Origin of the sequence: Mesorhizobium sp. B264B1B (assembly GCF_020165765.1) — a bacterium.
Classification (GTDB): Bacteria; Pseudomonadota; Alphaproteobacteria; order Rhizobiales; family Rhizobiaceae; genus Mesorhizobium.
Genome location: NZ_JAIUIS010000008.1, coordinates 302,748 through 324,635, shown reverse-complemented (window position 1 = coordinate 324,635; position 21,888 = coordinate 302,748). Strand labels below are relative to the sequence as shown.

The 21,888-nt window shown below is 64.5% G+C and carries 19 protein-coding genes; 12 read left to right on the top strand and 7 right to left on the bottom strand.

From position 1 onward, the window contains the following. Nucleotides 1–110: 110 nt before the first annotated feature. Nucleotides 111–383: an usg protein gene (locus LB547_RS19035; protein ID WP_140492921.1), complete on the top strand. Its 273-nt coding sequence runs from the start codon at nucleotides 111–113 to the stop codon at nucleotides 381–383. 231 nt (nucleotides 384–614) lie between these two features. On the opposite strand, the gene LB547_RS19030 is transcribed toward LB547_RS19035, so the two are convergent. Further along, nucleotides 615–1,649, bottom strand: coding sequence for an aldo/keto reductase (locus tag LB547_RS19030; RefSeq protein WP_140628133.1), 1,035 nt, complete (start codon nucleotides 1,647–1,649; stop codon nucleotides 615–617). 58 nt (nucleotides 1,650–1,707) lie between these two features. Then, nucleotides 1,708–2,889: an MFS transporter gene (locus tag LB547_RS19025; protein ID WP_140759214.1), complete on the bottom strand. Its 1,182-nt coding sequence runs from the start codon at nucleotides 2,887–2,889 to the stop codon at nucleotides 1,708–1,710. Between the two features lie 124 nt (nucleotides 2,890–3,013). Here LB547_RS19025 and LB547_RS19020 point away from each other — a divergent pair, with 124 nt between their 5' ends. Continuing rightward, the gene (locus tag LB547_RS19020) at nucleotides 3,014–3,919 is read left to right on the top strand and encodes a LysR family transcriptional regulator (protein WP_140492931.1); all 906 of its coding nucleotides are present in this window, start codon (nucleotides 3,014–3,016) and stop codon (nucleotides 3,917–3,919) included. Between the two features lie 154 nt (nucleotides 3,920–4,073). Here LB547_RS19020 and LB547_RS19015 read toward each other — a convergent pair whose 3' ends face one another. The 3 genes from LB547_RS19015 to LB547_RS19005 all read right to left on the bottom strand — a co-directional run bounded on the left by LB547_RS19015 (nucleotide 4,074) and on the right by LB547_RS19005 (nucleotide 6,257). After that, the gene (locus LB547_RS19015) at nucleotides 4,074–5,123 is read right to left on the bottom strand and encodes an aldo/keto reductase (protein ID WP_140492934.1); all 1,050 of its coding nucleotides are present in this window, start codon (nucleotides 5,121–5,123) and stop codon (nucleotides 4,074–4,076) included. A 116-nt stretch (nucleotides 5,124–5,239) separates the two neighbouring features. After that, nucleotides 5,240–5,494, bottom strand: coding sequence for a type II toxin-antitoxin system Phd/YefM family antitoxin (locus LB547_RS19010; RefSeq protein WP_140492937.1), 255 nt, complete (start codon nucleotides 5,492–5,494; stop codon nucleotides 5,240–5,242). 100 nt (nucleotides 5,495–5,594) lie between these two features. Then, nucleotides 5,595–6,257, bottom strand: coding sequence for a YggS family pyridoxal phosphate-dependent enzyme (locus LB547_RS19005; RefSeq protein ID WP_140524995.1), 663 nt, complete (start codon nucleotides 6,255–6,257; stop codon nucleotides 5,595–5,597). A gap of 153 nt (nucleotides 6,258–6,410) precedes the next feature. On the opposite strand from LB547_RS19005, the gene leuS reads away from it, so the two are divergent. From leuS to LB547_RS18990, 3 genes are all read left to right on the top strand, one after another. Then, nucleotides 6,411–9,035 (top strand): leucine--tRNA ligase, encoded by a 2,625-nt coding sequence (leuS, locus tag LB547_RS19000; protein ID WP_140524996.1) that lies wholly within the window; start codon nucleotides 6,411–6,413, stop codon nucleotides 9,033–9,035. After that, nucleotides 9,022–9,600: an LPS assembly lipoprotein LptE gene (lptE, locus tag LB547_RS18995; RefSeq protein WP_140518239.1), complete on the top strand. Its 579-nt coding sequence runs from the start codon at nucleotides 9,022–9,024 to the stop codon at nucleotides 9,598–9,600. The genes leuS and lptE overlap by 14 nt, the downstream gene beginning before the upstream one ends. Nucleotides 9,601–9,863: 263 nt before the next feature. Further along, complete coding sequence (locus tag LB547_RS18990; protein ID WP_140554876.1) at nucleotides 9,864–12,425, top strand: DNA translocase FtsK; 2,562 nt, start codon at nucleotides 9,864–9,866, stop codon at nucleotides 12,423–12,425. A 73-nt stretch (nucleotides 12,426–12,498) separates the two neighbouring features. Here LB547_RS18990 and fsa read toward each other — a convergent pair whose 3' ends face one another. Then, complete coding sequence (fsa, locus tag LB547_RS18985) at nucleotides 12,499–13,155, bottom strand: fructose-6-phosphate aldolase (protein WP_140518241.1); 657 nt, start codon at nucleotides 13,153–13,155, stop codon at nucleotides 12,499–12,501. Between the two features lie 90 nt (nucleotides 13,156–13,245). Between fsa and LB547_RS18980 the strand changes: the two genes are divergently transcribed. Continuing rightward, on the top strand, nucleotides 13,246–15,429 hold the full coding sequence (locus tag LB547_RS18980) for a primosomal protein N' (RefSeq protein ID WP_140759216.1): 2,184 nt from the start codon (nucleotides 13,246–13,248) through the stop codon (nucleotides 15,427–15,429). Nucleotides 15,430–15,467: 38 nt separating this feature from the next. Here LB547_RS18980 and LB547_RS18975 read toward each other — a convergent pair whose 3' ends face one another. Further along, a complete protein-coding gene (locus tag LB547_RS18975; RefSeq protein ID WP_140759220.1) occupies nucleotides 15,468–15,641 on the bottom strand; it encodes a type II toxin-antitoxin system Phd/YefM family antitoxin in 174 nt (57 codons plus the stop codon). A 62-nt stretch (nucleotides 15,642–15,703) separates the two neighbouring features. On the opposite strand from LB547_RS18975, the gene LB547_RS18970 reads away from it, so the two are divergent. From LB547_RS18970 to atpD, 6 genes are all read left to right on the top strand, one after another. Beyond that, a complete protein-coding gene (locus tag LB547_RS18970; RefSeq protein ID WP_140628116.1) occupies nucleotides 15,704–16,399 on the top strand; it encodes an aspartate/glutamate racemase family protein in 696 nt (231 codons plus the stop codon). A 95-nt stretch (nucleotides 16,400–16,494) separates the two neighbouring features. Next, nucleotides 16,495–16,890, top strand: coding sequence for a DUF4345 family protein (locus tag LB547_RS18965; RefSeq protein ID WP_140518245.1), 396 nt, complete (start codon nucleotides 16,495–16,497; stop codon nucleotides 16,888–16,890). A 235-nt stretch (nucleotides 16,891–17,125) separates the two neighbouring features. Beyond that, nucleotides 17,126–17,686, top strand: coding sequence for a F0F1 ATP synthase subunit delta (locus LB547_RS18960; protein ID WP_140654857.1), 561 nt, complete (start codon nucleotides 17,126–17,128; stop codon nucleotides 17,684–17,686). Next, on the top strand, nucleotides 17,686–19,215 hold the full coding sequence (gene atpA / locus LB547_RS18955) for a F0F1 ATP synthase subunit alpha (RefSeq protein ID WP_140492971.1): 1,530 nt from the start codon (nucleotides 17,686–17,688) through the stop codon (nucleotides 19,213–19,215). The genes LB547_RS18960 and atpA overlap by 1 nt, the downstream gene beginning before the upstream one ends. Before the next feature lie 46 nt (nucleotides 19,216–19,261). After that, a complete protein-coding gene (locus LB547_RS18950; protein ID WP_140492974.1) occupies nucleotides 19,262–20,146 on the top strand; it encodes a F0F1 ATP synthase subunit gamma in 885 nt (294 codons plus the stop codon). A 70-nt stretch (nucleotides 20,147–20,216) separates the two neighbouring features. After that, nucleotides 20,217–21,803 (top strand): F0F1 ATP synthase subunit beta, encoded by a 1,587-nt coding sequence (atpD, locus tag LB547_RS18945; RefSeq protein ID WP_181169578.1) that lies wholly within the window; start codon nucleotides 20,217–20,219, stop codon nucleotides 21,801–21,803. Nucleotides 21,804–21,888 lie beyond the last annotated feature (85 nt).

Sequence of the window (21,888 nt, the reverse complement as noted above, 5' to 3'; positions counted from 1 at the left end):
GTTTTCGCGTGCTAAAGCCAGTTTCGATCAAGAAAAAATCAATAGACGGTTAAGCAACCGCGCGCACAATCCATTGTTGGGAGGAAGGAGAATCAACCCGGGGAGCAAAAATGCGCGACCAGCTTGAAATGGACCTGATGCTGCGGGGCTATGGCCTGACTACGGCCAATATCCTTTATCATTTCCCAGACCATCCGCATCTGTTGCAGAGCTTCATATGGCAGGACTACGACATCGCGCCGAAGTTTCCGGTGCTGATCCGCTTCATCGAGTTCTGGAAGACCAAGCTCGAGGGGCCGCTGCATTCGGTCAGCTACACGCACCAGAAGCTCATCGCGCCCAACGAGTGGCGCAAGGTCGACGGCGAATTCGTGCTGCATTAGGGGCCGCTGCTTCGAGGTCGTAAGGTCGGCACTCTACGGCGCCCCCCTCTGTCCTGCCGGACATCTCCCCCACGTGGGGGGAGATCGGCAGCTTTGCTAACAGCGCCATCCCTTCACGTTGGAAATTGGCGAAAGCCGAGGTGACATCCAATCTCCCCCGTGGGGGAGATGTCCGGCAGGACAGAGGGGGGCGCTGCCCCGCTAACCTTCGGCTCTAGCGGTCGGACACGCTCAAACCGCCGGCGGGCTCAGCCGGGCAAAGCCCTCCTGGCGGCGGTAGGGAAAATAAGGGTAGGGCGCGGTGACCTCGCTTGCCGCATCGAGCTTCCCGATCTGCTCCGGCGTCAACGTCCAGCCGACGGCGCCGAGGTTCTGGCGCAACTGCTCCTCGTTGCGGGCGCCGATGATGACGGACGACACGGTCGGGCGCTGCAACAGCCAGTTGATGGCGATCTGCGGCACGGTCCTGCCGGTCTCCTGCGCCACCGCATCGAGGGCCTCCATGACCCGGTAGAGATGCTCGTCCTCGACCGGCGGTCCGAAGCTCGCGGTGTCGTGCAGCCGGCTTTTGTCGGGCAATGGCTGGCCGCGACGGATCTTGCCGGTCAGGCGGCCCCAGCCGAGCGGGCTCCAGACCAGCGCGCCGACGCCCTGGTCGAGGCCAAGCGGCATCAGCTCCCATTCATAGTCGCGGCCGACCAGCGAATAGTAGACCTGATGCGCGACATAGCGCGGATAGCCGTGCCTGTCGGCCAGCCCGAGCGATTTCATCACCTGCCAGCCGGAGAAATTGGAGACCCCGACATAGCGCAATTTGCCGGCGCGCACGAGGCCGTCCAGCGTCGATAGCACTTCCTCGATCGGCGTGCCGGCATCGAAGGCGTGCAGTTGCAACAGGTCGATGTAATCGGTGCCGAGCCGCTTCAGCGCGGCGTCGACGGCCTTGATCAGCCGCGAACGCGAGGAACCATAGTCGGCCGGCCCGTCGCCCATCGGCAGCGAGGTCTTGGTCGAGATCAGCACGGCATCGCGCCGGCCCTTGATCGCCTCGCCGAGCACCTCTTCCGAGGCGCCGTTCGAATAGACATCGGCGGTGTCGAACAGATTGACGCCGGCCTCGAGGCAAATGTCGACCAGCCGCCGCGCTTCCCTGGCGTCGCTGTTGCCCCATGCGCCGAACAGCGGGCCGGAACCGCCGAAGGTTCCCGCTCCGAACGAGAGCACCGGCACCTTCAGGCCCGATGCGCCAAGATTTCGATAGTCCATTTTCTTACTCCTTGTGATTTTGAAAGAAGTCGAATCGATCCGGCTTTGCCGGCGAGCTTCACGACCGAACGCAGACGGGCGCGCCGAGCGCGGTGCCGCGGTCGAGACGCAGGGCCAGTCCCGCCACGGCGAGTGCCGCGACCGGCAGCAGCGCGGCGACCCAGGTGAGCGAACCCAGGCCAAGACCTTGGGCAATGACCGCGCCGCCGAGCCAAGCGCCGGCCGCGTTGCCGAGGTTGAAGGCGGCGATGTTGAAGGACGAGGCGAGGCTCTGGCCAGCACCTTGGGCCTTTTCCAGCACCCACATCTGCAAAGGCGCCACGGTGGCGAAGGCGGCGGCGCCCAGCAGGCCGACATAGATCACGGCCAACACCTGGCTGTGGATAGCAAAGCTCATGGTCGCCAGAACCAGGGCGAGCACCACAAGACTGCCGAGCACCGCCGGCACCAGCCAGCGGTCGGCGATCTTGCCGCCGGCGATATTGCCGGCGATGAGGCCGCCGCCGAAGACGAGCAGGATCAGCGAAACGGCCGCTTCCTTGAAGCCGCTGATCTCGGTCAGCAACGGGGCGATATAGGTGAAGACGGCGAAGACGCCGGCATAGCCGAGAACGGTGGTGGCGAAGCCGAGCAGGACGGGCGTACGGCGCAGCACGGCGAGATCGGCGCGCAGGTCGCTCTTCTCGGGAGCTGTCCGATTGCGCGGCACCAGTGCCAGGATGACGGCAAAGGCCGCGAGACCGACCGCGGTCACCGCCCAGAAGGTGGCGCGCCAGCCGAAAGCCTGGCCGAGCCAGGTGCCGAAGGGAACGCCGAGAATGTTGGCGATGGTCAGGCCGGTGAACATGAGCGCGATCGCCGACGCCTTCTTGTTGGGCGCGACCAATCCGGTGGCGACCACCGAGCCGACGCCGAAGAAGGTGCCATGGGCAAAGGCGGTGATGACGCGCGCGCCCATCAATGTCCAATAATCAGGCGCCAGCGCACAGGCCAGGTTGCCAATGGTGAAGATCGCCATCAGCGCCAGAAGCACCGTCTTGCGCGGCCAGTTGCCGGTGGCGATCGTCAGCAGAGGTGCTCCGATGACGACGGCCAGCGCATAGCCGGAAATCAGTTGGCCGGCGGCCGAGATCGAGACGCCGAGATCTTTGCTGACGTCGATGAGCAGGCCCATGATGACGAATTCGGTGACGCCGATGCCGAAGGCGCCGGCGGCGAGAGCATAGAGAGCGAGAGGCATGATGTTTCCACTTCGGCGGTGACGGGCGCCCTGTCCAGGCCGCGCCCCGACCGGGAAGATCGTGTGGCCATGCGATGTGAACCAGACTTGCTCCAGGCATACTTTCTGTGAAATAGATTCACAGATGGCGAGATCCGACATCAATCGTTCCGGCGAGATCGAAGTGTTTGTGCGCGTCGTCGAGGCGGGCAGCTTTTCGGCGGCGGCACGTGCCTTGCGCATGACCCCGTCCGCGGTGAGCAAATTGATCGCGCGGCTGGAGGCTAGGCTCGGCGCGCGGCTGGTCACCCGCTCGACGCGCAAGCTGCAACTGACGCCGGAAGGCACTGCTTTCTACGACAGCGGCATGCGCATCCTCGCCGACATGGACGCGGCCGAGCGCGAGGCGGCCGCCGGGGCGGCGCCGCGCGGCCGGTTGAGGGTCAACAGCTACGTGCCGTTCGGCCACCACCGGCTGATGTCGCTGCTGCCTCGGTTTCTGGAGCGTTATCCCGAGATTTCCGTCGACGCCGTGCTGACAGACAGCGTGATCGACCTTCTGGAGGAGCGCGCCGATGTGGCGATACGCGCCGGGCCCTTGCGCGAGTCACGGCTGGTAGCGCGCAAACTGGGGCAGAGCCGGATGGTGCTGGTCGCGGCACCCTCCTATGTCGAAGCGCGTGGGACGCCGCGCACGCTGGCCGATCTCGGGCGTCACAATATGCTGGCCTTCGGCTTTGCGCGGCATATAGACGGCTGGCCTTTTGTCGATGCGGCAGGTGCGCCGGTCATCGTCCCGGTTGTCGGAAACGCAACGCTGACCGACGGCGAGGCGATGCGGCGGATCGCGCTGGCGGGAGGCGGAATCGCTAGGCTGGCGCGCTGGCATGTCCAGCCGGACATCGACGCCGGGGCATTCGTCCCGTTGCTGGAGGAATTCAACCCAGGCGACGAGGAGGCCACCCATGCCGTCTATGTCGGCCAGGGCAAGCATCTGCCTGCGCGGGTGCGGGCTTTTCTCGATTTTCTCTCGGAGGCCGTTCGCCTCTAGAGCAGTTCACCGTTTCGTGGAAACGGCGAACCGCTCTAACTCTTTGTTTTGACGCAATTCTGGACAGAAAACCGCACACACTTTTCTTGGAATTGCTCTAACTGAGAAGCCGCGTACCTAAGGCACGCGGCTTCGAAGCAAGCTCGAAAAGCGATCAGGCCTTCGGCACGAACGGCGCCGGCCGCCGGCCGGCCGCCTGCCGCTCCAGCATCCAGCCGGGATATTCGGCCGGCAGCGCGCTCACCTCGTCCAGTCTGGCGAGATCATCGGTATCAAGTTTGAGGTTCGTGGCGGCAAGGTTCTGTTCGAGCTGATCCATGCGGCTGGCGCCGATGATCACGCTCATCACGAAGGGCTTGGCCAGGACATAGCCTAGTGCCACGGTAGCGACGCTGACGTCATGCTTTTTGGCGATCTCGCGCATGACCGCGACCGCCGCCCAGGCGCGGTCCTCGTTGACCGGTGGGAAGTTGAAGGAGGCGCGGCGGCCCTCGCCATTGCCGGGCGCACCAGGGCCGTATTTGCCGGACAGCAGTCCGCCGGCCATCGGCGACCAGACCATAAGACCGAGCTTCTCCTCGTTGATCAGCGGCACGATCTCGCGCTCGAGATCACGACCGGCGATCGAGTAATAGGACTGGATGGTCTCGAAGCGGGCAAAGCCCTTGCGGTCGGCTATGCCAAGCGCCTTGGCGATGCGCCAAGCCTGCCAGTTGGATACGCCGACATAGCGGACCTTGCCGCTGGCGACGAGATCGTCCAGTGCCCTGAGCGTCTCATCGATCGGCGTCACCGCGTCGGTTCCGTGCAACTGATAGAGATCGATATGATCGAGCTGCAGCCGTTCCAGGCTGGCATCGACCGAGTCCATGATGTGGCCGCGCGAGGAGCCGCGCTGGTTCGGGCCTTCGCCCATGGCGCCGTGAACCTTGGTGGCGACGACCACGCTCGACCTGTCAACGCCGAGATCCCTGAGCGACTGGCCGAGCAGGCGCTCGGATTCGCCGAAGGAATAGACATCGGCCGTGTCGAAGAAATTGACCCCGGCGGCGAGCGAGCGGCCGACGATCTCGTTGACGCCTTTCTGGTCGAGACTGGCGATCAGGCCCCATTGGGCATTCTGGCCGGCTGCACCGAAGGTCATGGTGCCGAGGCAGAGTTCGGAGACGAACATCCCCGTATTTCCAAGCTGGTTGTAATGCATGGCGAAAGCTCCAGAGATTTGTGATGACACAGATCAAATAGGAACGGTACGTTCGTTTCCAGCGCTGGCGTAATCAGCCGGTAGAACTGGACCATCTTGCCGGTGACAGAAACTTGTCAGAGATGGACCGCTCGGATCATTGTGTTCGGGCGGCGATTGACCTCCTCGACAAATTCGTCATCCCAGACGAGGACGGAGAGAAGATATTGCGCAAGGGAGGGCTTTGCGCCAACCCACCGTTCGTAGTCCTCAACCGCTAGCACCACGGCAGATGGCTGCCCTCGCACCGTAATGGTTTGCGGCCCTTTTTCGCGCGACTGTCTTACCAGCTTCGAGAGGTTGTTTCTTGCGTCCCGCAGCTGCCAGCTCAAGAAGACTACTCCTCGCTTGACTCGCAAGATGTGTTCAGTCCGTCTGTGTATCACAGGCTTAGAACTCACAGACGACAGGGCCAACCCAGGGCGGACGGTTTTATCGACTGCCGAAGATCGCCGAACCGACCCTGACACTGGTGGCGCCGAAGGCGATGGCCGTCTCGTAATCGCCGGACATGCCCATCGACAGTTTGGCGACGCCTGCCTCCCGCGCCAATTTTTCCAGCAGGGCGAAATGCGGGCCGGGGTTCTCGTCCGCCGGCGGAATGCACATCAGGCCTTCGATGGCGAGGCCGTGGACATCGCGGCAGCGGGCGACGAAGGTCACGGCGTCGCGCGGCTCGATGCCGGCCTTCTGCGGCTCGGAGCCGGTGTTGACCTGGACGTAGAGCTTTGGCGCCCGGCCTTGCCGGGCGATCTCCTTGGCGAGTTCGGCGGCGATCTTCTCGCGATCGACCGTCTCGATGACGTCGAACAGCGCCACGGCTTCCCTGGCCTTGTTCGATTGCAGCGGTCCGATCAGATGCAGTTCGACATCGGGGAAAGCCTCTTTCAGCGCCGGCCACTTGCCCTGCGCTTCCTGCACCCGGTTCTCGCCGAAGACGCGCTGGCCGGCCTCGATGACGGGCCTGATGTCGGCGGCGTCAAAGGTCTTGGAAACGGCGACCAGCGTCACCGCGCCAGCGTCGCGCCGGGCTTCGCGCTCGGCGGCGGCGATCTGCGCCTTGACCGCGAAAAACTGCTGAACGGCATCGTCCATGTCCAAATCCCGCTGTTTTGACCGCGTTTTTTCCAGACGCGATACCCATATGGTTGACGGGTTTGCCAAACCATGGTGAACACCCGGACCACATCCAATGGACTGCCGAGCTGTCGCCCGCAGTCCGCATGCTTTTTAAGTGAAAAACGTCCCATGGCAACCGAACGATACAATCCGCGCGCGTCAGAGCCCAAATGGCAGAAGGCCTGGGCCGACAGGAAGCTGTTCGAGGCGCACAACGATGATCCGCGCCCGAAATACTACGTGCTGGAGATGTTCCCGTATCCGTCGGGACGCATCCATATCGGGCATACGCGCAACTATACGATGGGCGACGTGGTGGCGCGCTACAAGCGGGCCAAGGGTTTCAACGTACTGCATCCGATGGGCTGGGACGCCTTCGGCATGCCGGCCGAGAACGCGGCGATGCAGAACAAGGTCCATCCCAAGGAATGGACCTATCAGAATATTGCCACCATGCGCGAGCAGCTCAAGGTCATGGGCCTGTCGCTGGACTGGGCGCGCGAATTCGCGACCTGCGATGTCGACTACTACCACCGCCAGCAGATGCTGTTCCTCGACTTTGTCGAGAAAGGCCTGGTGACGCGCAAATCCTCGAAGGTCAATTGGGATCCGGAGGACATGACGGTGCTCGCCAACGAGCAGGTCATCGACGGGCGCGGCTGGCGCTCGGGCGCGCTGGTCGAACAGCGCGAGCTGACGCAATGGTTCTTCAGGATAACCGACTTTGCGCAGGATCTCCTGGATTCGCTCGATCGCCTCGACGAATGGCCCGAGAAGGTCAAGCTGATGCAGCACAATTGGATCGGCCGTTCGGAAGGCCTGCTGATCCGCTGGCCGCTGGCGGCTCCCGTCGCCGGCGAGCAAGAGCTGGAAGTCTATACGACCAGGCCCGACACCATCTTCGGCGCCTCCTTCATGGCGGTCGCCGCCGACCATCCGCTGGCCCGGAAGGCCGCCGAGACCAATCCGGCGCTGGCGAGCTTTATTGACGAAGTCCGCCATATGGGCACTTCGGTGGCGGCGCTGGAGACGGCCGAGAAGAAGGGCTTCGACACCGGCATCCGCGTCGTGCATCCGTTCGACGAGAACTGGACGCTGCCGGTCTACGTCGCCAATTTCGTGCTGATGGACTACGGCACCGGCGCCATCTTCGGCTGCCCGTCCGGCGACCAGCGCGACCTCGACTTCGCCAACAAATACGGCCTGCCGGTGATCCCGGTGGTGATGCCGGAAGGGGCTGAGCCCAAGACCTTCCAGGTCATCGAGGAAGCCTATGTCGACGACGGCGTGATGATCAATTCGCGCTTCCTCGATGGCATGAAGCCGGAGCGGGCGTTCGACGAGGTGGCGAAGCTGCTGGAGCAGAAGACGATCGGCAACCGGCCGATGGCCGAGCGCAAGGTCAACTTCCGCCTGCGCGACTGGGGCATTTCGCGCCAGCGCTACTGGGGCTGCCCGATCCCGATGATCCATTGCGAGGATTGCGGCGTGGTGCCGGTGCCGAAGGCAGACCTGCCGGTGAAGCTGCCCGACGATGTCGAGTTCGACCGCCCAGGCAACCCGCTGGACCGCCACCCGACCTGGCGGCACGTCAAATGCCCGCAATGCGGCAAGGATGCGCGGCGCGAAACCGACACGATGGACACGTTCGTCGATTCGTCCTGGTATTTCGCCCGCTTCACCGCGCCCTGGGCGAACGAGCCGACCGACCCGAAGGCGGCGAACGAGTGGCTGGCCGTCGACCAGTATATCGGCGGCATCGAGCACGCGATCCTGCATCTGCTCTATTCGCGCTTCTTCACCCGGGCCATGCGCGAGACCGGCCATCTCGACCTGGCCGAGCCGTTCAAGGGCCTGTTCACGCAAGGCATGGTGGTGCACGAGACCTATCGCGTGGGATCGGCATCGAACGGGCGCTGGCTGGCGCCGACCGAGGTGCGGCTGGAGGACGTCGACGGCAAGCGCCGCGCCGTCGAGATCGCCACGGGCGAGACGGCGGAGATCGGCTCCCTGGAAAAGATGTCGAAGTCGAAGAAGAACACGGTCAGCCCGGAAGACATCACCGACGGCTACGGCGCCGACACCGCGCGCTGGTTCATGCTGTCGGATTCGCCGCCCGAACGCGACGTCGAATGGACCGACGATGGCGCCGCCGGCGCGCATCGCTTCATGCAGCGCATCTGGCGCCTGGTCTCGACCGCGGCCGAATCGCTGGCCGGCATCGCACCCATAGCGGGCGGTGGCGGTGAAGCCGGGGCGGTTTCCAAGGCCACGCACAAGATCCTGAAAGCGGTCGGCGAGGACATCGAGAAACTCGCATTCAACCGCGCCATCGCCCGCATCTATGAACTCGCCAACGTGCTGACCACGCCGCTCAATGACGTGGCCGAAGGCAAGGCCGATACCGCGCTCAAAGGCGCCTGCCGGGAGGCCGTGGAGGTGCTCGTGCACCTGATCGCGCCGATCATGCCGCATCTGGCCGAGGAATGCTGGGAGGCGCTCGGCGGTGCCGATCTGGTCGCCGAACGGCCGTGGCCGATCTTCGACCCGGCGCTGGTCGTCGACAATGAGGTCACCTATCCGGTCCAGGTCAACGGCAAGAAGCGCGGGGATTTGACAATTGCCCGCGACGCGGACCAAGGTGCGGTCGAAAAAGCCGTGCTCGCTCTCGACTTCGTGCAGAAGGCGCTCGAAGGCAAGGCTCCGCGCAAGGTGATCATCGTGCCGCAGAGGATCGTCAATGTCGTTGCCTGATCGGGAAAAGACAGAGCTGAGCCGTTTGCTGCGCCGTGCCGCGCTTGCCGGCCTTGTCGGCTCGCTTGCGCTCGTTTCGGCCTGCCAGGTGCGGCCGCTCTACTCGAGCGCGCCGCTGTCGACCGGCTCGAGCGCCAATGCCGAACTGGCGTCGATCGCCATCAAACCGGTCAGGACGCGTTACGGCCAGCAGGTGCGCAACAATTTGATCTTCGGATTTGGGCGCGGCGCCGGCGAACCGGCATCGCCGGCCTACTCGCTCGACCTCGGCGTGACCGAAGCCGTTGAATCCTCGGCGCTCGTGCAGGTCGGAACCGACCAGGACGAGCCGACCGCCGGTTCGGTGACGCTGACCGCCGGCTACAGGCTGACCGATGCCAAAACCGGGGCGGTGATCGCGACCGGCAAGCGGGCGATCACTTCGTCCTTCGACAGGCCGCGCCAGGAATTCGCCGCGTACCGGGCACAGATCGATGCCGAGAACCGCGCCGCGCGCGAGCTTGCCAACGCGCTGCAACTGTCCATCGCCCAGGATCTCGCACGGCACGGCAAGACGGCCGGTTAGCGCCGCTCTCCGTTTCATGGTGGCATAACAATCTGGTGCCTGAAGGCCGCCTTTGCCACGGCTCCGGAGCCGGTTCTCCGTTCGCCTTTAGCCGAAGCGCGCGGGTGTGTTGACGATCGTGGGATGACGATCGGCCGCACGGATCCGATCGTCCGACACCGCTGTGAAAGTCACGCTTCGCCGCTCTTGGGGGGCCGACGGGAAGCAACTGTTAACCACTCGCTCTCTATTGCTCAGCAGACATTTCAGCGTGAGTCTTGAGCATGGAATCCAAGCGTTTTCCTCGGGTCAGTTCATTGAAGGCAGCGTCGCCCGATGACCCCGGGGTGAAGCGTTTCACGGGTGTGGACAACAAGGCGGACAGCCAGCGGGCAAGAGCAGCAGGAGCCGGCCCTTCCCCATCCCCTGTCGATCTCGGCGGCAACGAAAGCCCTGCCTGGCAAGACTATTTCTTCCTGGCGCCCAATGTGCGGTTTACGCGCACGCCGGACTATGAAGCCAGCACGCGCCGTCCGCGGGACGAGGCGATTGCCGTCGAGCAAAGCGAATCACCAGCACCGCAGGCACCTGGCCAATCCACCGCGGCTGGGACGTCTTCATCGGCGCCGATACCAAGCCGAAACCTTTCTTCGGGCGCCGCCAGGCCGCCCGTCGGCAACAGAGCGGTGGTGCAACCGGCCCCGGCCCCCGTTCCGTCAGGGCATGCCGGCGAAAAGGCGCGGGCCGCCGCTACGCCTGCGGGCCACAGGATGACTGCGGCGGCGCGGGCGTCCGCACCGGCAGCGTCCGCCCAAGCAGCGACAGCCCCGGTCAAGACGACGGCGCGCGAAAATGTGCGCTGGCCCTATCTGTCGGATCACGTCTTTTTCGAGGTCATGGCGCCCTATTTGGTCGAAGGCCCGTCACCCGCGCCTCGGGCCGTTTCGGTTGCACGCACGACCGCGCCTGTGGTCACCGAGCGGATCGACAACCGCCCCGCGCCAACGGCCGATCCGACCGCGTTGTTCCGTGTCATCGAATGCCTTCCCGGGTCGCCAGCTCCGTCCGCCGTGCCGGATGTCCGTCCGGCCAACTCCAACCAGGCCGCGGTTCAGCCGGCGGCGAACCGCGTGCCGCAGCAAGCCCGGGCTCCGGCCGCAATTCCCGCCGTCGCAAGCAATGCCGTTCCGGCACTGGTCACGCAAAGTTTGGAGCAAGCCGTACCGGCTCCGGCTGCGCGCGCATCGTCGCGAGCGCCACTGGTCGGCAGGATCGTGCCGACCGCGACGGGCGAGACGTACGAACTCCCCTCAGAAGAATTGTTGCAGCAGCCGCCGGAGGGACAAGGCTTCTACATGTCGCAGGAGCGGCTCGAGCAGAATGCCGATCTTCTGGAAAGCGTGCTCGAGGATTTCGGCGTGCGCGGCGAGATCATCCATGTTCGCCCCGGTCCGGTCGTCACTCTCTATGAATTCGAGCCGGCGCCGGGCGTCAAATCCTCCCGCGTCATCGGTCTCGCCGACGACATCGCCCGCTCCATGTCGGCGATCTCGGCGCGCGTCGCCGTCGTGCCGGGCCGCAACGTCATCGGCATCGAGCTTCCGAACGAGGCGCGCGAAACCGTCTATTTCCGCGAGCTGATCGAATCGGAGGGCTTCCGCAAGACCGGCTGCAAGCTGGCGCTCTGCCTCGGCAAGACGATCGGCGGTGAGCCTGTCATCGCCGAACTGGCAAAGATGCCCCACTTGCTCGTTGCCGGCACCACCGGTTCCGGCAAGTCGGTTGCCATCAACACGATGATCCTGTCGCTGCTCTACCGGCTGAAGCCGGAGGAATGCCGGCTGATCATGGTCGATCCCAAGATGCTCGAACTCTCCGTCTATGACGGCATCCCGCATCTTCTGACCCCGGTCGTCACCGATCCAAAAAAGGCCGTTACCGCGCTCAAATGGGCGGTGCGCGAGATGGAGGACCGCTATCGCAAGATGGCGAGGCTCGGCGTGCGCAATATCGACGGCTACAATCAACGCGCCGCCCAAGCCCGCGAAAGCGGCGAGACGGTCGTCATGACCGTGCAGGCGGGCTTCGAAAAAGGCACCGGCGAGCCGCTCTTCGAGCAGCAGGAAATCGACCTCGCGCCAATGCCTTACATCGTCGTCATCGTCGACGAGATGGCCGACCTGATGATGGTCGCCGGCAAGGAGATCGAAGGCGCCATCCAGCGCCTGGCGCAGATGGCGCGCGCGGCCGGCATTCACCTGATCATGGCGACGCAGCGCCCCTCGGTCGATGTCATCACGGGCACGATCAAGGCCAATTTTCCGACGCGGATTTCCTTCCAGGTCACTTCCAAGATCGACAGCCGCACCATCCTTGGCGAGCAGGGCGCCGAGCAGCTGCTGGGTCAGGGCGACATGCTGCATATGATGGGCGGCGGGCGCATCGCCCGCGTGCACGGCCCCTTCGTCTCCGACGTGGAGGTCGAGCATGTCGTGGCGCATCTGAAGGCGCAGGGTCGCCCCGAATACCTGGAAACCGTGACGGCCGACGAGGATGAAGAGGAAGACGAAGGCGATGAGGGCGCGGTCTTCGACAAGGGCGCCGTTGCGTCGGAGGACGGCGATACCAGCTATGACGAGGCGGTCAAGGTGGTGTTGCGCGACAAGAAGTGTTCGACGTCCTACATTCAGCGCCGCCTCGGCATCGGCTACAACCGCGCCGCGTCCCTGGTCGAGCGCATGGAGAAGGAGGGTTTGGTCGGTGCACCAAACCATGTCGGCAAGCGCGAGATCATCATGGGCCGGCGCCCGCCGGTAACCGCAGTTGAGGATGACGGCACGGATTGACCGGGCCTCTTGATCCGCAGCGCATGAAAAAGGCCGGTTGCCCGGCCTTTTTTCGTGTCGGATATAAGCTCGCTCAGCCGATTTTCTGGCCGGTCTTGGCCCAGTCGGCGAGGAAGGCGGCAAGACCCTTGTCAGTCAGCGGGTGATTGACCAGCGCCTTCAGTGTCGCGGGCGGCGCGGTGACGATATCGGCGCCGATGAGCGCCGCCTGCTTGACGTGGTTCACGGTGCGCACGGAAGCCGTCAGGATCTCGGTCTGGAAATCGTAATTGTCGTAGATCTGACGGATCTCCTGGATCACTTCCATGCCGTCCGAGCCGGTATCGTCGATGCGGCCGACGAAGGGCGAGATGAAGGAGGCGCCTGCCTTGGCGGCGAGCAGCGCCTGGTTGGCCGAGAAGCAGAGCGTGACATTGACCATGCGGTTCATCTGGGTGCGGATCGTCTTGCAGGCCTTCAATCCATCCAGCGTCAACGGCACCTTGATGGCGACATTCGGCGCGATCTTGGCCAGCACCTCGGCCTCCGCCATCATCTGCTTGTATTCGGTGGCTACGACCTCGGCCGAAACCGGACCTTCGACGATGTCGCAGATTTGCTTGGTGACCTCGGAGATCTTGCCGCCCGATTTGAGAATCAGCGACGGGTTGGTGGTGACGCCGTCGAGCAGCCCCAGATCAATCAGTTCGCGGATTTCCTTGATGTCGGCGGTGTCGGCAAAAAATTTCATGGCGGTCTCCTGACGATTTCCTCGTGCTTGGGAAGGCACGTTCAGCGTTGCCCTTTGATCTAGAGCAAAGTCGGGGCAAGGTCACGCCTCATGATCGAAGATTCGCCCTTTGTCGCAGCCGCACCGGTGCTGGTGCCGATGCCGGCCGAACGCCCCTACACCTATGCCGTGCCCGCCGGCATGCGGGTGGTGCCGGGCTCGATCGTGCGCGTGCCGCTCGGCCCCCGCCAGGTCGCCGGCATCGTGTGGGACGGCGCGGTCGAGACGGTCGACGCGAAAAAGCTGCGCCCGATCGAACAGGTCTTCGACTGTCCGCCGATCGATCGGGCGATGCGCCGTTTCGTCGACTGGGTGGCGCAGTATACGCTGTCGGCGCCGGGCATGGTGGCGCGCATGCTGCTGAGGGCGCCGGAGGCCTTCGATCCGGAACCGTGGATCGAGGGATTGCAGCGAACCGCGGCCGTTCCGGACCGGATGACGGATGCGCGGGCCCGCGTGCTGGAGACGGCCGAAGGCGGACTGGCCTGGACGCGATCCGGCCTTGCCCATGCGGCCGGCGTGTCGTCGACGGTAATCGAGGGGCTGAAGGCGCAAGGTGTGTTCGAAACGGTGATGATCCCGCCGCGGCCCGTGGTGGCGGAGCCTGACCCAGCCTACGCCGCGCCGGAATTGATGCCCGACCAGAACGAAGCCGCACGGCTGCTGCGAGCCAATGTCGCGGGCGGTGGCTTCAACGTCGCACTGCTCGACGGCGTCACCGGTTCGGGCAAGACGGAGGTTTATTTCGAGGCGGTGGCGGCGGCACTCGACCGGGGCAAGCAGGTGCTGATCCTGCTGCCCGAAATCGCGTTGACGCATGCTTTCCTCGAACGCTTCCAGCAGCGCTTTGGCGCCAAGCCCGCCGAATGGCACTCCGACCTGCCGCCGAGGATGCGCGAGCGGGTCTGGCGGCAGGTGGCGGAAGGCGGCGTGCGGGTCGTGGCCGGCGCGCGCTCGGCGCTGTTCCTGCCGTTCAAGGAGCTTGGCATGATCGTCGTCGACGAGGAGCACGACCCCGCCTACAAGCAGGAAGACCGCGTCTTCTACAATGCCCGCGACATGGCTGTCGTGCGCGGCCATATAGGTGGCTTCCCCGTGGTGCTGGCATCGGCGACGCCATCGGTCGAGAGCCGCGTCAATGCCAGCCAGGGCCGCTACGCCAGGGCGGTGCTGTCCGCCCGCTTCGCCGAGGCGGCACTTCCCGACCTGAAAGCGATCGACATGCGGCGCGCGCCGCCGGCGCGCGGCGGCTTCCTGTCGCCGGTGCTGCTCGACCACATGCGACGGACGCTGGAGAGGAAGGAACAATCGCTTTTGTTCCTCAACCGGCGCGGCTATGCGCCGCTGACGCTGTGCCGCGTCTGCGGTCACCGCTTCGGTTGCCCGGTCTGCTCGGCCTGGCTGGTCGAGCACCGCTTTCGCGGCCAGCTCGTCTGCCACCATTGCGGGCACAATGAGCGCCGTCCGGAAGCCTGTCCGGAATGCGGCACGCTCGATCATCTGGTCGCCTGCGGGCCGGGCGTCGAGCGCATCGCGGAGGAAGTCGTCACCCATTTCCCGGATGCGCGCACAATCGTTTTGTCGTCGGATCTGATGGGCGGCGTGCGGCGGCTGCGGCTGGAGCTGGAAGCCATCGCCAATGGCGAGGCCGATATCGTCATCGGCACGCAACTCGTCGCCAAGGGCCACAATTTCCCGAACATGACCTTGGTTGGTGTCGTCGATGCCGATCTCGGCCTTGCCAATGGCGATCCGCGCGCCGCCGAACGCACCTTCCAGCTGCTCAGCCAGGTGACCGGCCGCGCCGGGCGCACCGGCAAGAAGAGTCTCGGCCTGCTGCAGACCTTCCAGCCCGACCATCCGGTGATGCGGGCGATCGTCTCCGGCGATGCCGATGCGTTCTACGAGCGCGAGATTTCCGAGCGCGAGCGGGCGGCTCTGCCACCCTTCGGCCGGCTCGCCGGCGTCATCGTCAGCGCGGTGACGCGGGCGGAAGCCGAGGGCCATGCCCGCGCCCTGCGCCGTGCCGCGCCCGAGGCATCCGACCTGTTCGTGCTCGGGCCGGCCGAAGCGCCGCTGTCGCTGCTCGGCGGCCGTCACCGTTTCCGCCTGCTGATCCAGGGCGAGCGCCGCGCCGACATGCAAAGGTTTATCCGGACCATGCTCGCCAACGGGCCGAAGCAGCGCGGCTCGGTCCGGGTGCAGGTCGACATCGATCCGCAGAGCTTTTTGTAAGGTCGCTCAGCGTTCGCGCGGATTGCTGGTCGTGTCCTTCAGTTCGGGACGTTGCCTAAACTCTTCAGGATAGAGTCGACGGGCGTCTCGATCGATATCACTATGGCCACGGGGCGTCCCCGCTTGCTGATTGTTGTCGGGCTGCCTTTGCTGGCTTCAGCGACCACGGCGCACAGTTCGCTGCGTGCTTTGCTGCTGGATTTTGTTTTCATCGAGTAGCCCTCAACATCGCCTTGGACTGTATCATAAGTCGCTGCAAGGAAAGGAAACCGTTTTGAAAACCCTTGGCCTTCTGGGCGGCATGAGCTGGGAATCGACGGCGATCTATTATCGCCTGCTCAACGATCTCGTGAGGCAGCGTCTCGGCGGGCTGCATTCGGCGAAATTGCTGCTGTGGTCCTTCGACTTCGCCGAGATCGCCGAGCTGCAGCATCACGGGGACTGGGACGGCGCCGGCGCGCTTCTGGTCGATGCCGCGCGCAAGCTCGAGTCAGCTGGCGCGGAAGGCCTGCTTTTGTGTACCAACACCATGCACAAGCTCGCCGACCAGGTGCAGGCCTCGGTATCGGTCCCGCTGACCCACATCGCCGACGCCACCGCAGCCGCGGTCAAGGCGGCCGGCATGCGGCGCCCGGCGCTGCTCGCAACGCGGTTCACCATGGAGCAGGATTTCTACAAGCGCCGGCTTGCCGACACATATGGATTGCAGCCGATCGTGCCGGACCAGGCAGGACGCGACATGGTCCATCGCATCATCTATGACGAGCTCTGCCAGGGCATCGTCACCGAGCCATCGAAAACCGCCTATATCGCCGAGATCAACCGCCTGCGGCGCGATGAAAATGTCGACAGCGTGATCATGGGCTGCACCGAAATCACGATGTTGATCGGCCAGCAGGATTTCGACATTCCGGTCTTCGACACGACGCGCATCCATGCTGAAGCGGCGGTCGCCTTCGCGCTCTCCTGATGCGTTTGGCCTAAAGTGCCGGCCGCCATCTGGCGCGCGGCTTTTCCTCCGCTAGAATGCCCGCGATTTCAGAGCGGCATTTACGAGGGGACACTATGGATTTTGCGTTTCCATGGCCGGTGAGCCAGGGCGAATGGCTGGCCTGGTCGAGCGCCGTCGTCACGGTGCTGCTAGGCCTGGTGCTTTTCCTGGCGCCGGGGCTTGCCTTCCGCATTCTGCGCTTGCAGGTCAAGCCGGAGAAGGCGGCGGCGATCGCCGAAGGGCGCGGCCGCATGTCGGGCTTCTATCTCGGCGTCGGCCTGTGCTGCATCCTGCTGGCGCAGCCGCTGATCTACATGGCGCTCGGCTTCTCCTGGCTGTTCACCGCCTTCGGCCGGTTGCTGTCGATGATGTCGGATGGCGCCAACACGCCCTTCAACTGGGTTTCCATCGTCGTGGAACTGGCGCTGGCGGCGTTGCCGCTTGCCTTTGCCTTCGGCTTCCTGCCCTGAATCCGCAGGCAATCCAGGGACTTCGTCCCCGGATGCGACAATAGTGCCTGAAAACCATGCGGAACGACGCATTGCGGTCTTAAAAGGCCTGTGCTAGACGGCAATCGACTTTCGGCCGGGGATAGCGGAAGCCGCGCCTCCGTGCTTGAAAAAATGCAGTAAGGTCAAAGATTTAGCCAGAGTTTTCGCTCGCGCCAACAATCTGCGGCCTGTCAGACAAGAGAAAAGACGGTCCGTGGCCCAATCGTCATCGCCAATCTCAGGTGTCGCAGAACGCTATGCGGGTTCGCTGTTCGAACTGGCATCGCAGGCGAATTCCGTCGCCAAGGTCGAAGCCGACCTCAACAGTTTCGAGGCGATGCTCGCGGGCAGCGCCGACTTGACCCGGCTGATCAACAGCCCGGTGTTCTCCAGCGAGGACCAGGCCAAGGCCATCGCGGCGATCGCCGACAAGGCCGGGATCACCGGCCTGACCGGCAATTTCATGCGCGTCGTCGCCAAGAACCGCCGGCTGTTCGCCGTGCCCGGCATGATCAGGGCATTCCGCCAGATCGCCGCCGAACATCGTGGCGAGACGACCGCCGAGGTAACGTCGGCTCACCAATTGAGCGCTGCCCAGCAGACTGAACTCAAGGCGGCGCTGAAGAGCGTTGCCGGCAAGGACGTTTCCATCTCCGTCACCGTCGATCCGTCGCTGCTCGGCGGGCTGGTGGTCAGGATGGGCTCGCGCCAGATCGATACGTCGCTCAAAACCAAACTCAATTCGCTCAAGCTTGCACTGAAAGAGGTCGGCTGATGGACATCCGCGCCGCGGAAATTTCCGCAATTCTGAAAGACCAGATCAAGAATTTCGGCAAGGAGGCCGAGGTCTCCGAAGTCGGACAGGTGCTGTCCGTCGGTGACGGTATCGCCCGCGTCTACGGCCTCGACAATGTCCAGGCCGGCGAGATGGTCGAATTCCCCGGCGGCATCCGCGGCATGGCGCTCAATCTCGAAGCCGACAATGTCGGCGTCGTCATCTTCGGCGCCGACCGCGACATCAAGGAAGGCGACACCGTCAAGCGCACCGGCGCGATCGTCGACGTTCCGGTCGGTCCGGGCCTGCTCGGCCGCGTCGTCGACGCGCTCGGCAACCCGATCGACGGCAAGGGCCCGATCAAGGCGACCGAACGCAAGCGCGTCGACGTCAAGGCGCCCGGCATCATTCCGCGCAAGTCGGTGCATGAGCCGATGTCGACGGGCCTCAAGGCCATCGACGCGCTGATCCCGGTCGGCCGCGGCCAGCGCGAGCTGGTCATCGGCGATCGCCAGACCGGCAAGACCGCCATCATCCTCGACACGATGCTCAACCAGAAGTCGGTGCACGACAACGGCCCCGAGAAGGAAAAGCTCTACTGCGTTTATGTCGCCGTCGGCCAGAAGCGCTCGACCGTGGCGCAGTTCGTCAAGGTGCTGGAAGAGCGCGGCGCGCTCGAATATTCGATCATCGTCGCCGCCACCGCTTCCGATCCGGCGCCGATGCAGTTCCTGGCGCCGTTCGCCGGCTGCACCATGGGCGAGTATTTCCGCGACAACGGCATGCATGCGCTGATCAGCTACGACGATCTGTCGAAGCAGGCCGTCGCCTATCGCCAGATGTCGCTGCTGTTGCGCCGCCCGCCGGGCCGCGAAGCCTATCCGGGCGACGTCTTCTACCTGCACTCGCGCCTGCTCGAGCGCGCCGCCAAGCTCAATGACGACATGGGCAACGGTTCGCTGACGGCGTTGCCGGTCATCGAAACCCAAGCCAACGACGTGTCGGCCTATATCCCGACCAACGTGATCTCGATCACCGACGGCCAGATCTTCCTCGAAACCAACCTGTTCTTCCAGGGCATCCGTCCGGCCGTCAATGTTGGCCTGTCGGTGTCGCGCGTCGGCTCCTCGGCGCAGATCAAGGCGATGAAGCAGGTTGCCGGCTCGATCAAGGGCGAGCTCGCGCAGTACCGCGAAATGGCGGCCTTCGCGCAGTTCGGCTCGGATCTCGATGCCGCCACGCAGCGCCTGCTCAACCGCGGTTCGCGCCTGACCGAGCTCCTGAAGCAGCCGCAGTTCTCGCCGCTGAAGACGGAAGAGCAGGTCGCGGTGATCTTCGCCGGCGTCAACGGCTATCTTGACAAGCTGCCGGTCAACCAGGTCGGCAAGTTCGAGCATGGCCTGCTCAGCCACATGCGTTCGGCCGGCAAGGACGTCCTCGACGCCATCCGCAAGGAAAAGGCGCTGTCGGACGATCTGCGCGGCAAGCTGAAGGCCGAGATCGACGCTTTCGCCAAGACCTTCGCCTGAGCGAAGCGCCAGTCCGGATGAGACAAGACGGGATCAGGTTTGAAGCATGCCTTCATTAAAAGACCTTCGTAACCGTATCGCCTCGGTCAAGGCGACGCAGAAGATCACCAAAGCGATGCAGATGGTCGCCGCGGCGAAGCTGCGCCGTGCACAGGAGGCCGCGGAAGCGGCGCGCCCCTATTCGGAGCGCATGGGTTCCGTGCTGGCCAACATCACCCAGGCGATCGGCGGCGGCGGCGATGCCCCGGCGCTGATGACCGGCACCGGCAAGGACGACGTGCACCTGCTCGTTGTCTGCACGGCCGAGCGCGGCCTGTGCGGCGGCTTCAATTCGCAGATCGCCCGTCTTGCCCGTGACCACATCCGCAGGCTCCTCGCCGACGGCAAGCAGGTCAAGATCATCTGCGTCGGCAAGAAGGGTTTCGATATCCTGCGCCGCGACTATGCCTCGATGATCCTCGACCGGATCGACCTGCGCGAGGTCAAGACGCTCGGCTTCGTCAATGCCGACACGATCGCCCGCAAGGTCATCCACCTGTTCAACGAGGGCGGCTTCGACATCTGCACGCTGTTCTATTCGCAGTTCAAGTCGGTGATCAGCCAGGTTCCGACCGCGCAGCAGATCATTCCGGCCGCTGCTTCGTCCGCTCCGGCCGAGGCTGCTGACGGCGCCAGCGCCGTCTACGAATACGAACCCGAGCCGGGTGAAATCCTGTCCGAGCTCATTCCGCGCAACATCGCGGTGCAGATTTTCCGCGCGCTGCTCGAAAACGCGGCTGGCGAAATGGGCGCCAAGATGAGTGCGATGGACAACGCCACGCGCAACGCCGGCGAGATGATCAACAAGCTGTCGATCACCTACAACCGCCAGCGCCAGGCGCAGATCACCAAGGAACTGATCGAAATCATTTCGGGCGCCGAGGCGCTCTAGGCGCGGTTTCCCGGGGTCGACGACCTCGATCCGACCGCGCGAGAAACAAAGGACGAAAAGGGTAAAGACGATGGCGAAAGCAGCGACCCCCAAGACGGCGGCTCCCAAGGCGGCAGCCCCGGCCAAGGCGGCACCGGCAAAGGCTCCGGCCGCAGCAGCGAAGGCGGCTCCGGCCAAGAAAGCGGCAGCGCCGACCAGGGCCGCCGCGGTAAAAACCCCGGCCGTGGCCAGCAAAGCCACCGGCATCGTCGGCAAGGTCCGGCAGGTCATCGGCGCCGTGGTCGACGTGCAGTTCGGCGATCACCTGCCGCCGATCCTGAATGCGCTCGAGACCACCAATGTCGGCAACCGCCTGGTTCTCGAAGTTGCCCAGCATCTGGGTGAAAACACCGTGCGCTGCATCGCCATGGATTCCACCGAAGGCCTGGTGCGCGGCCAGGAAGTGCGCGACACCGGCGGCCCGATCGCCGTGCCGGTCGGTCCGGGCATGCTCGGCCGCATCATCAACGTCATCGGCGAGCCGGTCGACGAAGCAGGCCCGGTCGACGCGGTCGAGTTGCGCTCGATCCACCAGCCGGCCCCGGCCTATATCGAACAGTCGACGGAAGCACAGATCCTGATCACCGGTATCAAGGTGCTCGACCTGCTCGCGCCCTACGCCAAGGGCGGCAAGATCGGCCTGTTCGGCGGCGCCGGCGTCGGCAAGACGGTGCTGATCCAGGAACTGATCAACAACATCGCCAAGGCGCATGGCGGCTATTCGGTGTTCGCCGGCGTCGGCGAGCGCACCCGCGAGGGCAATGACCTCTATCACGAGTTCATCGAATCCGGCGTCAACAAGAAGGGCGGCGGCGAAGGCTCCAAGGCGGCGTTGGTCTATGGCCAGATGAACGAGCCGCCGGGCGCGCGTGCCCGCGTCGGCCTGACCGGCCTGACGGTCGCCGAATATTTCCGCGACCAGGGCCAGGACGTGCTGTTCTTCGTCGACAACATCTTCCGCTTCACGCAGGCTGGTTCGGAAGTGTCGGCGCTGCTCGGCCGTATCCCGTCGGCCGTGGGCTACCAGCCCACGCTCGCCACGGACATGGGTGCCCTGCAGGAACGCATCACCACCACCACCAAGGGCTCGATCACCTCGGTGCAGGCTATCTACGTGCCGGCCGACGACTTGACCGACCCGGCGCCGGCGACCTCGTTCGCCCACCTCGACGCGACGACGACGCTCAACCGCTCGATCGCCGAAAAGGGCATCTATCCGGCCGTCGATCCGCTGGACTCGACCTCGCGCATGCTCGACCCGCTGGTGGTCGGTGAAGAGCATTATGGGGTCGCGCGCCAGGTGCAGTCGATCCTCCAGCGCTACAAGTCGCTGCAGGACATCATCGCCATCCTGGGCATGGACGAGTTGTCGGAAGAGGACAAGCAGACGGTGGCTCGCGCCCGCAAGATCGAGCGCTTCCTGTCGCAACCCTTCTTCGTCGCCGAAGTGTTCACCGGCGCGCCGGGCAAGCTGGTCGACCTCGCCGACACCATCAAGGGCTTCAAGGGCCTCTGCAACGGTGACTACGACCACCTGCCGGAAGCCGCCTTCTACATGGTCGGCGGCATCGAGGAAGCGGTCGAGAAGGCACAGCGCCTCGCGGCTGAAGCGGCTTAATCAAGGGAAATAGGGAGTAGTCAGTAGTCAGTAGTGAATGGCAGGCAGGTGACCGGGGGCAATTGCCCTTTCTCCCTACTTCCCT

Coding starts and splice junctions, on each gene's coding strand:
- LB547_RS19035 (WP_140492921.1), top strand. CDS start 111: ATGCGCGACCAGCTTGAAATGGACCTGATGCTGCGGGGCTATGGCCTG.
- LB547_RS19030 (WP_140628133.1), bottom strand. CDS start 1,649: ATGGACTATCGAAATCTTGGCGCATCGGGCCTGAAGGTGCCGGTGCTC.
- LB547_RS19025 (WP_140759214.1), bottom strand. CDS start 2,889: ATGCCTCTCGCTCTCTATGCTCTCGCCGCCGGCGCCTTCGGCATCGGC.
- LB547_RS19020 (WP_140492931.1), top strand. CDS start 3,014: ATGGCGAGATCCGACATCAATCGTTCCGGCGAGATCGAAGTGTTTGTG.
- LB547_RS19015 (WP_140492934.1), bottom strand. CDS start 5,123: ATGCATTACAACCAGCTTGGAAATACGGGGATGTTCGTCTCCGAACTC.
- LB547_RS19005 (WP_140524995.1), bottom strand. CDS start 6,257: ATGGACGATGCCGTTCAGCAGTTTTTCGCGGTCAAGGCGCAGATCGCC.
- leuS (WP_140524996.1), top strand. CDS start 6,411: ATGGCAACCGAACGATACAATCCGCGCGCGTCAGAGCCCAAATGGCAG.
- lptE (WP_140518239.1), top strand. CDS start 9,022: ATGTCGTTGCCTGATCGGGAAAAGACAGAGCTGAGCCGTTTGCTGCGC.
- LB547_RS18990 (WP_140554876.1), top strand. CDS start 9,864: ATGGAATCCAAGCGTTTTCCTCGGGTCAGTTCATTGAAGGCAGCGTCG.
- fsa (WP_140518241.1), bottom strand. CDS start 13,155: ATGAAATTTTTTGCCGACACCGCCGACATCAAGGAAATCCGCGAACTG.
- LB547_RS18980 (WP_140759216.1), top strand. CDS start 13,246: ATGATCGAAGATTCGCCCTTTGTCGCAGCCGCACCGGTGCTGGTGCCG.
- LB547_RS18975 (WP_140759220.1), bottom strand. CDS start 15,641: ATGAAAACAAAATCCAGCAGCAAAGCACGCAGCGAACTGTGCGCCGTG.
- LB547_RS18965 (WP_140518245.1), top strand. CDS start 16,495: ATGGATTTTGCGTTTCCATGGCCGGTGAGCCAGGGCGAATGGCTGGCC.
- atpA (WP_140492971.1), top strand. CDS start 17,686: ATGGACATCCGCGCCGCGGAAATTTCCGCAATTCTGAAAGACCAGATC.
- LB547_RS18950 (WP_140492974.1), top strand. CDS start 19,262: ATGCCTTCATTAAAAGACCTTCGTAACCGTATCGCCTCGGTCAAGGCG.
- atpD (WP_181169578.1), top strand. CDS start 20,217: ATGGCGAAAGCAGCGACCCCCAAGACGGCGGCTCCCAAGGCGGCAGCC.